This window comes from Lacticaseibacillus salsurivasis, assembly GCF_036246225.1.
Classification (GTDB): Bacteria; Bacillota; Bacilli; order Lactobacillales; family Lactobacillaceae; genus Lacticaseibacillus; species Lacticaseibacillus salsurivasis.
The window spans coordinates 82,730-95,797 of sequence record NZ_BTTP01000002.1 but is presented as its reverse complement, the minus strand read 5'-3'; the positions used below and the strand labels follow the sequence as shown (position 1 = coordinate 95,797).

Annotated in this window: 13 protein-coding genes; 7 read left to right on the top strand and 6 right to left on the bottom strand. The window is 53.5% G+C overall.

Annotated elements, in window-relative coordinates; all coding sequences use genetic code 11:
• Positions 1-309: 309 nt before the first annotated feature.
• The 5 genes from AAA927_RS02725 to AAA927_RS02705 form a co-directional block, all read right to left on the bottom strand.
• Positions 310-801, bottom strand: a complete 492-nt coding sequence (locus tag AAA927_RS02725; RefSeq protein WP_338215480.1) for an AP2 domain-containing protein — start codon at positions 799-801, stop codon at positions 310-312.
• Between the two features lie 21 nt (positions 802-822).
• The gene (locus AAA927_RS02720; RefSeq protein WP_338215478.1) at positions 823-3,342 is read right to left on the bottom strand and encodes a hypothetical protein; all 2,520 of its coding nucleotides are present in this window, start codon (positions 3,340-3,342) and stop codon (positions 823-825) included.
• The gene (locus AAA927_RS02715; protein ID WP_338215476.1) at positions 3,326-3,655 is read right to left on the bottom strand and encodes an EF2685/EF0750 family sortase-dependent surface protein; all 330 of its coding nucleotides are present in this window, start codon (positions 3,653-3,655) and stop codon (positions 3,326-3,328) included. The genes AAA927_RS02720 and AAA927_RS02715 overlap by 17 nt, the downstream gene beginning before the upstream one ends.
• Before the next feature lie 18 nt (positions 3,656-3,673).
• On the bottom strand, positions 3,674-4,705 hold the full coding sequence (locus AAA927_RS02710; protein ID WP_338215474.1) for a WxLIP family cell surface protein: 1,032 nt from the start codon (positions 4,703-4,705) through the stop codon (positions 3,674-3,676).
• A gap of 82 nt (positions 4,706-4,787) precedes the next feature.
• On the bottom strand, positions 4,788-5,495 hold the full coding sequence (locus tag AAA927_RS02705; protein WP_338215472.1) for a WxL domain-containing protein: 708 nt from the start codon (positions 5,493-5,495) through the stop codon (positions 4,788-4,790).
• 204 nt (positions 5,496-5,699) lie between these two features.
• Here AAA927_RS02705 and AAA927_RS02700 point away from each other — a divergent pair, with 204 nt between their 5' ends.
• The 3 genes from AAA927_RS02700 (at position 5,700) to AAA927_RS02690 (ending at position 9,155) form a co-directional block, all read left to right on the top strand.
• Positions 5,700-7,187 (top strand): AcpB/EbpR/MafR family transcriptional regulator, encoded by a 1,488-nt coding sequence (locus AAA927_RS02700; RefSeq protein ID WP_338215470.1) that lies wholly within the window; start codon positions 5,700-5,702, stop codon positions 7,185-7,187.
• Between the two features lie 88 nt (positions 7,188-7,275).
• Positions 7,276-7,794 carry a GNAT family N-acetyltransferase gene (locus AAA927_RS02695; RefSeq protein ID WP_338215468.1) on the top strand — a complete coding sequence of 173 codons (519 nt, stop codon included), beginning with the start codon at positions 7,276-7,278 and terminating at the stop codon, positions 7,792-7,794.
• Between the two features lie 206 nt (positions 7,795-8,000).
• The gene (locus AAA927_RS02690) at positions 8,001-9,155 is read left to right on the top strand and encodes a chloride channel protein (RefSeq protein ID WP_338215467.1); all 1,155 of its coding nucleotides are present in this window, start codon (positions 8,001-8,003) and stop codon (positions 9,153-9,155) included.
• Positions 9,156-9,168: 13 nt separating this feature from the next.
• Here the strand turns inward: AAA927_RS02690 and AAA927_RS02685 are convergent, their stop codons facing one another.
• Entirely contained in the window at positions 9,169-9,660 is a 492-nt protein-coding gene (locus AAA927_RS02685; protein WP_338215465.1) for a GNAT family N-acetyltransferase, read from the bottom strand.
• A gap of 108 nt (positions 9,661-9,768) precedes the next feature.
• Between AAA927_RS02685 and AAA927_RS02680 the strand changes: the two genes are divergently transcribed.
• The 4 genes from AAA927_RS02680 to AAA927_RS02665 all read left to right on the top strand — a co-directional run bounded on the left by AAA927_RS02680 (position 9,769) and on the right by AAA927_RS02665 (position 13,054).
• Positions 9,769-10,647: a LysR family transcriptional regulator gene (locus AAA927_RS02680; RefSeq protein WP_338215464.1), complete on the top strand. Its 879-nt coding sequence runs from the start codon at positions 9,769-9,771 to the stop codon at positions 10,645-10,647.
• Positions 10,648-10,729: 82 nt separating this feature from the next.
• Positions 10,730-11,392: an MmcQ/YjbR family DNA-binding protein gene (locus AAA927_RS02675; protein ID WP_338215462.1), complete on the top strand. Its 663-nt coding sequence runs from the start codon at positions 10,730-10,732 to the stop codon at positions 11,390-11,392.
• Positions 11,393-11,426: 34 nt separating this feature from the next.
• On the top strand, positions 11,427-11,795 hold the full coding sequence (locus tag AAA927_RS02670) for a DUF1304 domain-containing protein (RefSeq protein ID WP_338215461.1): 369 nt from the start codon (positions 11,427-11,429) through the stop codon (positions 11,793-11,795).
• 152 nt (positions 11,796-11,947) lie between these two features.
• Positions 11,948-13,054 (top strand): hypothetical protein, encoded by a 1,107-nt coding sequence (locus tag AAA927_RS02665; RefSeq protein WP_338215459.1) that lies wholly within the window; start codon positions 11,948-11,950, stop codon positions 13,052-13,054.
• The last annotated feature ends 14 nt before the right edge of the window (positions 13,055-13,068 follow it).

The window sequence follows — 13,068 nt, the reverse complement described above, 5'->3', positions numbered from 1 at the left end:
ATAAAAATATAGCCAGGCTACTGACCGAAGATATCGGTCAGTAGCCTGGCACACAAAAATTGCCCCATCGTGATTAGCCAAAGCTAACTACGGTGGGGCAATTCACTCCTCGAGCTTCAATGCGGGCTGACGGGCCGAATGCGTGCTTGGGGGGTCACGACGAAAACCGCGCCAGGCCGCATTGAAGTTGTCATGGGGCTGCGAGGGAGGTGTTATCTAGGGGAACAAACAGTCAAGGCTGGTTAATCCAAAGCCTCGACCGGCATCGAATACGCAGACTTAATTGCTTGTCCCCTATACGCGCCGCCTTCAGCGCCCTAAATATTGCTTCTCGGCGGCCTGACGAGCAGCGACCGCATCGTTAAAGCGGGCGAACATTTTGAGTAGGACATATTTGCCATGGTAGCGCAGGCGTGCACACCACCGGCCAGTGGCGCGATCATAGCTCACCCCGATCACCCCTGAACGATTGCGTTTACCGCGATGCAGCGACGCGTAAGAAACCCCGTCTTGATTCTGCAAAGCTGCGGCGCCGCGTTGCTGCATTTCCATGAAAGCTGGATTAGTCTCGGCTAGGCGCCGTAGGTTATCGCGCCGCAAGCAGCCGCAGCTTCTCACGCTGCCATGGCGCATGGCGTATGAATCAACAGTCACGCGGTTCCCGCAGTCGCATTGGCACAGCCAAGCGGCATTGCCATTTTTTCTTTTGCCATCTCGGTGCAACACCACCAGCCGGCCAAAGCGCTGACCCGTGAGATCGATGGTCGTGGGTGAATAACGGCGCTCTGTTTGTACAGCCAATCTCATTCCTTCTTCCTTGGGTTATTGTGGGCCATCCACCAGTTGCCATTGAATTTCGCCTTGATAGGCAACATTCGTTTGAATCCCGGCGTTGGGATCGACGTGCAGCAGCAGTTGATTCGTTTTCGCTAGTTGCACGGCAATCGTTCCTCTAGCATTACCTTCATGCGTGTAAATTGGTGTCTCCTGACCGGCACTAATCGCATGCTGTTCATTGCCGATTTCGGCGTAAAGCTGTGCAGTCGGTAATACGGCCCCAGTCGCAGTGGTAAACGGCTTGCTCAAACTAGCTGTGATTTGCCAGTTGGACTTCATTTGCGGTGCACGCGAATCCCAAACCGTGAAGGCTAAGTTGGCCGTTTTAGCTGGCAGATCAACAGGTAGATAGGGCAAATCAATGGTGCGGCCAAAAGTAAAATCAGCCGGGCCGCTAACCAGTTTCAGCTCTGCCACTGGAATTTTGATGGCAATCGCATTCGTCGCCTGTGAAACTGGCGCTGGTGCCGTCCCATTATCCGTCGGTACTGTCACCGTCCCAGACAAATTAACCGGGGTGGCGGTCAGGGTTTGATCAGTTAAATCATTCACCTGATAATCAAGCCCAAGCTTGATGCTGTCACCTGCCTTCACCGCCTGCGGCAACGCAATTTTGGCGGTGTCAGCGCTAAAGTTAGCGGTCAGGCCACTTTGCGGTTGGCCGTTGATCGTCACGGTTAAACTACCGGCCTGATAGGTCGTACCGGTCGGGATTTGCAGTTGCAGCACTGCCTGCTCAAGGCTCGCAGTGCCATCAGTGCCTGCCGTGATGGTGGTAGTGCTGTGAATTTGATTGCCTGCCAGCGCCGTAATACTCTGACCGGTTTCGTCCGTCGCCTTGTTGGTCACCTGGCTGGTTAAGGTCATCTGCGGTAGATCAACCACTGCAATCAGCGGCGGATAGGCGTTTTGATCTGGATGGGCCAGATATTGTGTCGACGCCCATTGCGCCTGATCAGGCGCCGCGTCATCAACGACTTTCGTATCCAGTACATAGCGTCCCACCGGTAACCCGGCTAAGATCGCACTGGTGGCATGTTTTTGACTGTAATCGGGGCTATTCGTGATGGTTTGAAAGAGCAGGTCTTCTCGTCCTGTCACCGGTTTTGCCTCAGCGAGAGTCTGGCCTGGTTTCAAGGCCAGCACGCGGTAGCGAATTTCGCCATGATCTAGATCCGGTGCTCGCCACCAACCTTTCATCGTAAAATTAGTTCCTTGACTGATTGGCATGCCCACGATGCCGCCGCTCGGCTGCACCGTGTTGGTCAAATTCGTCAGTCTAACCTCGCCATTGTTCCGGTGAGAGTCGGTGACGTTCAGGGCCACTGGCGAGAGCTTAGTCCCTTCGCTGTCGGTACCAGAATAAACCACGGTGGTCGGTTGGTTATAACCGGTCGTTTTCAGCGGGGTATGCGTTAACTGGGCGCCATTAGTGACGTTTTCCTTGGTGAAATAATTGACGACGCGATTAAATCGGTCCGCCGGTTGCGCCGCAAAAGTCCCTTCGCGGTAGCCCAAGGTGACTGACCGCTGATTAACTTGGCCGGGTAAATTGGCCGCCGACCCATCCACCACTTCGGCTTGATCCTGATTCGTGTTATCAGTCCCTTGATTGTCCGTTGGTGAAATATAACTATTCCAGGTCTTCATAGTCGTGGTGGCGCGATTGCAGGCCTTAAAACTACCATCTGGATTTAAATTCGCATAAAGATACCCGGTGGGGGAAAGACCGAAGAAGCTTGCGGCCCCTTCTCTGATGTCATCGGCACCATAAAAATCAACGCTTAGTTTATGTTCCTTGTCAGGTGCCGGGGCAAAGCGCCCTTTCGTCAGGATCTTGTTCGGCGACGTGTCGTCAGGTTGCCCATCCGCAGTCAACTTGGCGATATCCACGTCGATATTGAAGTTGACATAGACATGGTTCAAAGAAAAACCATCATTGACAATGCCTTGCAATACCTCCAGCACACCCCAGTTAAGATTATGGCCATTGTGCTCGCGCATGGTCAGCCGCAAGGTGTGGGGGCCAATTTTCTCAAAATTATCGCGCTGCAAGGGAAAGGTCGCTGACTTCACGGTTAACTTGGCCGTTGAAAAGTCCATGGCAGCCAAGACATCATCCGCGCTAATTCTGGAGGGTAAGTTGACATGGGCCACAAACCCGAAGCCAAAGGTGGCTGCCGTCACGAGCTGCCCGCCGCCCATGCGCAGATCCAAATAGTCGGTCCAATCGATGTTAAGCTTGCCGCCCAACCACGGGTCAGTCGGGCTGCTGCTTTGGTAAGTCGCTTTTAGCTGCGGCTGGGCCTGTGAATCTTGGACCACCCCTGCACCCGTGTAGTTTGCTAAGTGGTACACGTACTGCGGGCTGATGGCCGCAGTAGGCACCGTGGGATTGGTGCCCGCGTCAACGATTTGCCGCTGGCTGAGACCGAGTAAGACGCCCAACATCAGGCAAGCCAGCACAACTGCCAGCCTGCGCGGACTTTTAATCGATTTGAGCATCGGCTTCACCTCCCTTGGGCCAGAGCAAACCGACGATGACCAGCACCTCGAGGCCTAGCACTAGAAGCAACTGGTTTTGCACCTCACCAGTGGCCGGCATTTTGGTACGCGCTTTAGGCGTGGCCGCCGCCTGATAAACGGTTTTGACGGCTGGCTTGTGACCCCGTGTTTTTGAGCCATGTGGAACTGGCGAGGAATCAATGAAACTGATCGAAGCCGTTGATTCCTGCGTACTTGCCGCCACTGGTGACACTTGAATCGTCACCATGGCGAATAAAATCAGCAAAATGACACCCCATAGTTTCCTTCTCATCAGTCGTTCCCCCTTGACTTAATGTGCTTGCTTTCGCCGATTCCGCCAGAGTAATAAAATGATTGCCAGCAACGCGAGCATCAATAGCACCGCCAAGATGATTGCCACTGGGTCAACTGTCGGCTGCTGCTCGATGAAGACTGACCGGCGATTGACCTGTTTGGCCTGCGTCGGGCTGACGGTAAATGACCGCGTAAACGACCATTTGTGCCCGCCCTTCGCCGTGGCGTGAATCACGGCCTGATAACGCCCTGCTGTGGCGTGAAGATTACCCAAGGCCAGATTCAGATTGAAGTGCGAATTGGGCGCGACCAAGTAAGCATTGGAATGGTCAGTCATGAAGGGCTTCCCATCCTTGTAGAGCTTCGTTTTAAAGACCAAATCACCAATAATCGTCGGCGTAGGGTTTTGAAACCGTAGCTGAACCGTTGGCCGAGAATTCACCGGCGCAATTTTGCCAGCTCGCAGCTTGAGCTTTGGCGGCACTGCCGCACGACTCTCTTGCAGGACAATCGCTACGTTGTACGCATAACGGTTGATGATGCGCGCCCCTGCCTTCCCCGACTTTGCCTGAGGCTTAGCCGCGACCGGCTCAACATGAATGCCGGCCAGTACTTGGCCTTGAAATGACTTGGCCGGCATCTTCAAGTGAAGGCTGACGGTTTGCGTTTCACCGGCCTTTAAGGTCACGCTACTGTGATCAAGTTGCATCACCGTCCGTGGATCAAACGGCAAAGTTGGATCTAGCGTGGGATGGGCCTGCGAATAATCGATCGTGCCGCCATCACTCGTCACGGCAGGATTGACGCTCACGGCAAACCGCCGCGTCTTTTTCGCCGCATTCGACACGGCAAACGAGAGGGTTTGCGTTTGGCTTGGTTTCACCAGCAAATCAAAATAGGTGATGGCCGGGTCGATTTGGTTGCTAGGCAAAATCGCCTTCACGCCAAAGTCGCCGGGATTATCTTGGGCATGGACCTTCACCCCGAAGCCGGACGTGCCCAGAATGATGGCGAATAGTGCCATCAATAAGCGTGTTCGCCGTTTCACATTTGTCGTTCCTTTCAAAAAGGAGGAGGCAGACGCTGCTGACCTCCCCCAGATTCAATCTATTTGAAACCACAACCGAGGCTTACGCGGTTGGGCCTTCATTCATGGTCCAAGTCAAAGTTGAGGTGTAGGCACCTTCACCAGGCGTCGGCACAGTCAATTCGATGTTGGCTGGATCGTATACTGACAGCCAGGTGCCGAGGCCTTGGCCTTTTGCCGCGCTGAAAATAGTCGTGGCGCTGGAAGCGCTGCTCAGGTTTGCAATATTTTGTTGCGCCGGTGCTTTGCTGGTGTCGCCGGTTGCAGTTTTAACAGTCGCGTCCTTAAAGGCTAAACTCGCGCCTGCTAACTTGGCGCCGCTGGCGGCGGTAAAGTCACTCATTTGAACGGTGACATTCCAGCCTTGGGCTTGGCCATCGCTAGCCACCCCACGCCGATCAGAAACTTGCAGGTAAGGATTTTTGTTGACACTGCCCTTGCTGGCGTCAGCGTTCAACGCATAGGTGTGGGAACCAGATTCGATTTCATGCGTCCCAAATGGCAGCACAGGTGCCACGTCAAGCGTCAAAGCCCCGGTTTGGCCGGTGGCTGGATTTGTTGGATCCACTGGATCAACTGGCTTAGTCGGATCGGTAGGATTCACCGGATTAACAGCATCCGTTGGCTTGGTGAAAGTCACATCCCCAGTGGTGGTTGCGGTTGCCGCTGACACCACAGCTGGTGCGGTCAATGACAGTGCCATCAAACTGGCAGCGATTAACCCCAAACTCGTCTTCTTTGTCTTTTTCATTTTGGTTTACCCCTTCTTAAAATGAATTTGCGGGAGATGAAGGTTTCCCACTTGGCTTTAGTATAGGGGGTCGGCCAGGACGATATTATTCGGTTTCTTTAGACCCGAGCCAAAAGTCTGAATAGTTTCTAGGGCCGGTCTAGCGGCTTTGGCCGCGGCCTATCTTGTATAATTAAAGTAACCAACATCAGCGGGAGGTGTCCCTTGGACTATCGAGACTTATTAGACAAACCGATGCAATTACAAGTCCAAATTTTGCGCGATATTTACGCCCAGACTCAGGGCCTATCCAAGCGCGCACTACTTGACAAATATCAACTTTCGCAACCGACGCTAAAGGCTTACCTCAGCGAGCTGACACATTTTTGCGCCGTCCATTTTCCCGGGGCGCTCTCGCTAGTTGAAGTTGACGGCCAATTAAAACTCATCAAGGCGGCTTCGGTTGGGCTCCCGAACATTATTTACGCCTACCTCCAAAATGCTGATGCCTTCAAAATCCTTGCGCTGCTCCAACGGCAAGGTAAATTTACTTATCTGGAATTAGAGGAAGAACTTGCCATTAGCAGCGCCAGCATCTACCGGAAAATTGCCGACCTTAACCGGGTGCTGAAAGAATTTAAACTGTCGATTCAAAATGGCCAAATGCAGGGTAGCGAATGGCAAATCCGGTACTTCTATTACCAACTCACCATGCAGTTAGTGCCATTTGAACACCTCATTGATGGGATGAATGATCGCAAGGTTTTGCGCGTGCTGGCGGACTTCGAAGCTGGCATGCACGTCTCGCTCACCGTCGCGGCCCGGACCAAGTTTTATACGTGGATGAAAATCACCTTTACCCGGTATCAAACGGGCCAGGTCGCCGACTTTAGGCAGGATGCCAGCTTGCCGCAGGCACTGTCGGGGGCGCCGTTTTACCGCCAGTTTCACCAAGTCTTAAGTACCATCGGCCCAAAATACGACCTCCAGCGCACCGACCAAGATATCGCGGCCCTGTACTTGGCCTCATTTTGCTTTGGCTTTTTGCCAGACTGTGCCAGCCGCTATCTGGAATGGGCGGAATCCGCCGATACCGTCAACTTTCCACTTGGTGAAGCCTTGCATCTGACCAGCTCGTTTTTGCTCAAGCATTATCGAATGGGCACGGTGTTACTCGGAGATTTCCAGAAAATTCGCTATCTGCTCATCCAAAGCATCCTTCATTATGTCCTGTTTCAAGGATTCATCTATCCGTATAGTGATGAGCAGCTCGAATCTGAAATCAATCGTCAGGCCAGTACCGAATTTGTCACGGTGGCAACAGGCTATCTCACCAAAATGGCGCCACTTTGGCGGACGGTGGCCTTCTTACCTGAAAACCCGCTTTATCGTAACTTGACTTATCGAATTCAGGCCGCGTTTCGATATACCGATTTTTTGACGGATCAGCCACTAAAAGTCGGCCTGCGCTTTTTTACGGATTTACTCATTCAGGAGCTGTTTTTAACCCTTTGGAATCGCAAGCTGAATCGCGACTTTTCTGTGCAGCTGGAGTTCTTTCAACCCAACACGACGTACGACCTGATCATCACTGACTACCTTCTACCAACCGATGACAAAGCACATTGCTTTTTGATTTCCGAATTCGACAATGAAAATGATATTACCGAAATCAGGCGAATTTTATCCGGCTTGTACGACCAGCGCCAATAGGCCCCGTCCCTGCCCCGTATTGCCGGTCGTTAGCCTCGGCCGCTTAAGCGTGTATAATGAGCCTCAGTTTAAAAACCGAGGTTATCAGATGAACCCAAAAATTGCCTTACTTCAAAATCAAACGCTAGTCACTGACCGCTTGGTACTCCGGCCATTTATTGTTGCGGATGCACCAGAACTACTCAAAATCGCCCAAGAGCCGGAAAACACTGCCTTGAAATATAAAAATCTTGATGACGCGTTGCTTGGTTTGGCCGATTATTGGCTGGGCCAGCCACTAGGCAAATATGCCGTGACGCTATCCGGCCAGTTCATTGGGGCGGTCGAGTTGCATTTAGATGCCGCCAATCTTAAGGCCGAAATCGGCTATGTCTTTAATCAACACTACTGGCACCATGGCTATGCCACCGAAGCGGCCCAAGCGCTGTGTGATTTGTGTTTTAATCAGCTCCAGTTGCGCCGGGTGGAAGGGATGTTCGACGCCCGCAATCAGCGCTCGCAGCATGTCCTGCAGCGCCTGGGCATGGTGGAAGAAGGCCGGATTGTAAACGACTTTATTGAAGATGGCGTGTTCGTGACCACGGTGATAATGGCGAAAACAAGATAACAGCGTGGACTGGGTGAAAGAATATTCAATTAACGCCGCAAAAAAGCGTAGGAAGAAGTTGTCATCAGACCACTTTCCTACGCTTTTTTCTCGCTTCGCCGTAGCTACCCATCGCATTTCCCCGACGAACCGCCTAGAAATGGCAGCCTTCATCATTTCGTCACACCTGCATGCTAAGCTCTTAATCGTATTCAGGAGGCGGTTAAATGCGGGTTATGACATTATGGCTAGTCGGATTAGGATTCAGCGCAGGGCTGGCAGGGCTGGCCGCCTTATTTTTGACGATCGAAAATCAACTTACGGCAGTGCTCTGGGCCGGCAATGTCTGGTGGCGCGAGCTGTTGGTGATTGCTGTTGGGGCTGGGTTACTCTGGCTGATGCGGCGGCGCTGGCCAGCATTACCGGCCAACGCGCAAAGTGCAATGAAGCGCCTCAAAGCGGGCCAGTTATCGACGGCGCGAGAATTAGGAGCGGAACTGGCCATCACAATGATCATTCTCGTCGCCGGGGCAGGCGTAGGGCCGGAAGCCGCGCTAACCGCCGCCATCGTTGCCGCTTCAGTTTGGGTCGCAGATAAGTTGCGATACCTGTACTTTGACTTTACGACCTGGCGCCGGGCGCCTTGGCGTCTGCTTCATCCCACCGCCTATCTGGTGCCTTATGACCCCGAAGCTCTGCCAGAAAAGCGCACCCTTAAACATGTCATGATGACGTCATTGATCATCAATGGCCTTGTGGTGGCCAAATTTTTGCTTCAGCAATGGCATCAGCCGCAACTGCGGACGGTGCTCGGCGCGAGCGATTGGCAGTGGCAACAACTCTGGGTGCTGGCCTTAGCGCTGGGTTTGGCCTTGCTTTACCAGCGCCTGGATTGCCGCCTGCAAAATGGGTTGGCGAAAATTAAGCTACCGCTTTGGGGTCAAGTCGCCGCTGGTGCGGGGTTTATTTTTCTGGTCGCCCAAGCGGAACCAGCCTTGCTATTTTCTGGCCAACACAGTGTGGACTGGCTACTGACCATGCAGCATGCAACGCCTTGGTTACTCACCCTACTCGCGGTGCTCAAGCTGATCTTTATGCGGTTGTGCCTGCATTTCGGCTGGCGCGGTGGCGATCTCTTTCCGCTGCTGTTCGTCGGTCTGACGCAAGGTTTTGCCCTAGCCGCGTGGTTGCCACAAGTCGACACCATGCTGACAGTAGCGGTAACGGCAACCGCCATGATGGCGGTGCTGGGGCACCATCCTGCCTTGGCGGCAGTGATGGTGGCGTTATTTTGCCCCTTGACGTTGCTACCAGCGATTGCCTTGGCTGCTGTCGCAGTAATCCTCGGCCAAAAGCTGCAGCAAGCGCGGACAACCGCCTAAACTGTCACCAGGATTAGGCCTGGACCAGCTTCAGTGCGTAGTATCTTGAATCGCGATCGGGGAAAGCATATTGGCCTAGTTGCTCGCGGCTGATGCGCACAAACCCCTGGCGCTCATAAAAGTGATGGGACCGATGCTCATTTTCTGGTGTGTCGAGCACGATTCGCTTGAACCCTTGCGCCTGAGCATAGTTCAAAAAAGTGGCATACAACACTTGGCCTAAACGATGAGGCTGGCCGCGAAATTCGGGATACGTAAAGAACTTCTTTAGCACAGCAGTCTCTTCATTCAGCGGCAGCAGGGCAATACACCCCACCAGCCGCTCGTCGGCGCTGGCGCCCCAAAATTCGCCGCCGCGTCGGCGATAGTAAGCATCGATTTGAAAAATATCGTCCTGCTCAGCCATGGTGATGGCTAGCTTCGCCTCAATGTTTTGACAATAGTTAATCAGATCGACGAGCTCGGCAGTGTGGCGCGCCGTTTGCGTTAATGGTTGAATCTTCATGATTGGACCTCCTTCTTTAAAGCAACTATGAGTATAATTGTAAAAAGCCATTCAATAAAATTGAACTTTTCAAACTCAAAATTCAAATAATTTGAACGGAGGCCGCTTTTGAATCTCAAATATCTGCTGACGGTGCAAACCGTCGCTAGGCTCGCTAGCTTTCAGTTGGCCGCCGTCCAGTTGAACTATGCCCAGTCAACCATTACCTTTCAGGTCCACCAAGTCGAACGTGAACTTGACGCCACTCTCTTTGTGCGCAACGGCCGCAAGGTGCAGTTAACCGCCGCGGGCCGAGCTGCGCTACCGTTGATTGAACGGCTCTTGCAAGATAGCGAGGCCCTAACTGCGGCGGCCCACCCAGCCGCGCTCTCTGGGCCACTGGTCATTGGGGTCCCGGAAACGCTGCTGACCTACAAACTCCAGCCCGTTTTGCGCGCCTTCAAACAGCGCGCGCCTCAGGTCACCCTCAGCTTGCGCGTGCTCAACTGTTACGACTTATATGCCCAAATGGTGGCTGGTGCCCTCGGCGTGGCCTTACATTACAAGGTGCGTGATTACCCGGCCGGTTATCACGTCACCACCCTTGCGCATTATCCCATCAGTGTCGTCGCGGCGCCTGAATTGGTCCCCACGATCGACCTCATCACCCCGCACCAGAAGCAGCCAATTGGCCAAATTGAAAATGACCGGCGCGCGCAGTACCAAGAGTTCTTCACCGCCTACTTAGCTGCCAATGGCATTCACCTGGCGCCAGCGATGGAACTGTGGAGCTTGGAAACCGTCAAGCAAAGTGTCGCCAGTGGCCTTGGTCTGGCCGTGCTACCCACCTTTTGCGTGGCGAATGAATTAGCCAGCGGGGTGCTAAGCGCAGTGCCAACCAAGATGCCGACCAAGACCCTAACTGCAATGATGGCAGTGCGCAGGCCAACGCCAGCCGCCACCCTCTTTGCTCAGCTCGTCAAGCAGCACCTCCAAGCCGAGACCTGACGCCGCTCCCAGGGTCGACTGTCGCTGCATTAAACTTGTTATATAATCGAGCTGGCAATTCTTCCTGAAAGCAGGTCAATTCATGACATCCATCCAAGCACAAGTCTTCGCCAATCGGCAGCCGGACTGGTCGCAGCTAGCGGCCTATGGCTTCCAAGGCAGCGGCACCGATTGGGCTTACACCACCCCTTTGGTCGGCGCGCTGCAACTAACGGTCACGCTTCACGGTGATACCGTCACGACCAAGGTGATCGACGGCGATAACGGCGCTCCTTATGTGCTTCACCTCGATCCGGCCAATTCCGGCTTATTCGTCGGTCAAGTGCGTGGTGCGTATCTCTCTATACTAGAAGACATCGCGGCCAAATGCTTTACCTCAACGACTTTTGCCACCGGTCAAAGCGCCGCCATCGTCGCTGCGCTCGCGGCCAAGTACAACGAAACGCTGGAATTTCTTTGGAAAAAATTTCCCACCAACGCCATCATTCGCCGGGCCGACAACCGCAAATGGTACGCCTTGTTGGTTAAGGTCGCCGCTGACAAAGTAGGATTGGCTGGCAGCGAGTTGGTGGATCTGCTTGTTGTCCGCGCGGAACCGGCGACCATTGCCGCCAAGCTTCAAGCCGGCACGGCGCTGCCGGCTTATCACATGAACAAACAACACTGGCTCTCTTACCAGCTTGACCAACAAATGCCTCTGGCTGAGCTCATGGCCGCCATTGAGGCCAGTCGCAAACTGGCGTGAGCCAAATCCTACATCAGTCAAACTGGAGGTTCTCATGACCATTTTATTTCTAATCTTAATCGGCTTGCTCGGGGTGCTTCACCTCGGCATCATGGGCTTAGAGCTGTGGGCCTCACCGCAGACGCAAGCCGAGGCCTTTGCGATGCCGTTGAGCTTTGTCAACCAGGCTCCGGTCCGCACATCGCTCATCAACCAGGGCATATACAACGGCGCGCTCGGTGCCATGTTTCTGTTCACCTTTTTGCTGGCGGATAATCCCACCACTTGGCTGGTACGGATGGCGCTGGCTGGATTTGTCTTGATTGTTGGACTCGTTGGCGGTTTCACGGCGACCAAGAAGATCTTCTTGATTCAATGTTTGCCGGCGGTTATCACGCTGCTTATTGGCCTGCTTGCAAGGTAAAGCTGCCAGTGGCAACCACACATCAAGTGCAAAAGGCCATCCCGCCGTGGGGTGGCCTCTTGTGCGTCTCGCCAGCGCCTACCTGCGTGTTATATAATAATCATGGAGACAGGCACGACCACTTTGAAATGGGTTGGAAATGAGGGCTAACAATGAACATGAGGACACGGCGAAACTTTTACGGTTTTTTGAGTCTGCTACTACTATCGACAATTATCCTGCTAACTGGGTGTGGCGCCCAGCAGGCAGACGGACCAGAGGATGACCCGACTAAAACCGTGAAAGTCGACGGTACCAGTATTTCCCCGATCACGGCGACACAAAAAGCTTTTAATCAACAGCTGCTGAAGCTGTATCCTAATCTCAAACCGGCGATGAGCAAAGATCCGCGCCCACGCTTGTACGTCATCCCCGGGCTGAAGACGACCAAAACGCTCAAGATGAATGCCAAATCAACCGTGGGCATCAGCAAGAAAATGGATCCGCAGGGGTTAGCCATCACGCCGAAGTATGTGATTGTTTCGGCGTATAGCCGCGATAAGCAATATCACTCGGTGCTTTTCCTGTTGAGTAAGAAAACCGGCCGCTACCTCAAAACCATTGTCTTGCCGCGTAATTCCCACGTTGGCGGCCTTGCCTACGACACGAAGTATCACCGGTTGTGGGTGACCACCGAAACAACTGCCCAACAGGCCTCGCTATCGGCTTACAATTTGGCCACCCTGAAAAAAGCCAACTTTGCGCGCCACCACCGCGCCACGAAGTTTGACCAGATCGTCACCTTACCGCAGCTCAAACGAGCTTCTTACGCCACCTATTACGGCGGTAAACTTCTGGTGGGCTACTTTGACCAGGGCGGTCAAGGCAGCCTGATGGCCTATCCCGTCAACCGACACGGCCTGCCCGACACCACTCAAGCCGCCGCCACCCAGCTGCGCGGGGCGCATAACTACACCACTGTCACTCGCCTGCAAGGCGTCAGTGTCACTGCCAATCAGCTGCTGTTTTCACAGTCATTCGGACAACAATCATCGAAGCTGATCAGCTTCGACAATGACGGCAGCAAAACCTGGATCGATTTTGACGCCGACGACGTGGTGAAATCCGCCACCTTACCGCCTTACATGGAACAAACCGCGGTAGATGGCGATGATATTTATATTTTGTTCGAATCGGCTGCCGAAAAGTATCGGCATGTCGACCTCGATTTTCACGCCGACCGGGTGGTGAAGCTGGATCTTAAGCCACTGTTGAAATAAGCGTGACCTCAAAA

Coding starts and splice junctions, on each gene's coding strand:
- AAA927_RS02720 (WP_338215478.1), bottom strand. CDS start 3,342: ATGCTCAAATCGATTAAAAGTCCGCGCAGGCTGGCAGTTGTGCTGGCT.
- AAA927_RS02715 (WP_338215476.1), bottom strand. CDS start 3,655: ATGAGAAGGAAACTATGGGGTGTCATTTTGCTGATTTTATTCGCCATG.
- AAA927_RS02705 (WP_338215472.1), bottom strand. CDS start 5,495: ATGAAAAAGACAAAGAAGACGAGTTTGGGGTTAATCGCTGCCAGTTTG.
- AAA927_RS02695 (WP_338215468.1), top strand. CDS start 7,276: ATGAACCCAAAAATTGCCTTACTTCAAAATCAAACGCTAGTCACTGAC.
- AAA927_RS02690 (WP_338215467.1), top strand. CDS start 8,001: ATGCGGGTTATGACATTATGGCTAGTCGGATTAGGATTCAGCGCAGGG.
- AAA927_RS02685 (WP_338215465.1), bottom strand. CDS start 9,660: ATGAAGATTCAACCATTAACGCAAACGGCGCGCCACACTGCCGAGCTC.
- AAA927_RS02675 (WP_338215462.1), top strand. CDS start 10,730: ATGACATCCATCCAAGCACAAGTCTTCGCCAATCGGCAGCCGGACTGG.
- AAA927_RS02670 (WP_338215461.1), top strand. CDS start 11,427: ATGACCATTTTATTTCTAATCTTAATCGGCTTGCTCGGGGTGCTTCAC.
- AAA927_RS02665 (WP_338215459.1), top strand. CDS start 11,948: ATGAACATGAGGACACGGCGAAACTTTTACGGTTTTTTGAGTCTGCTA.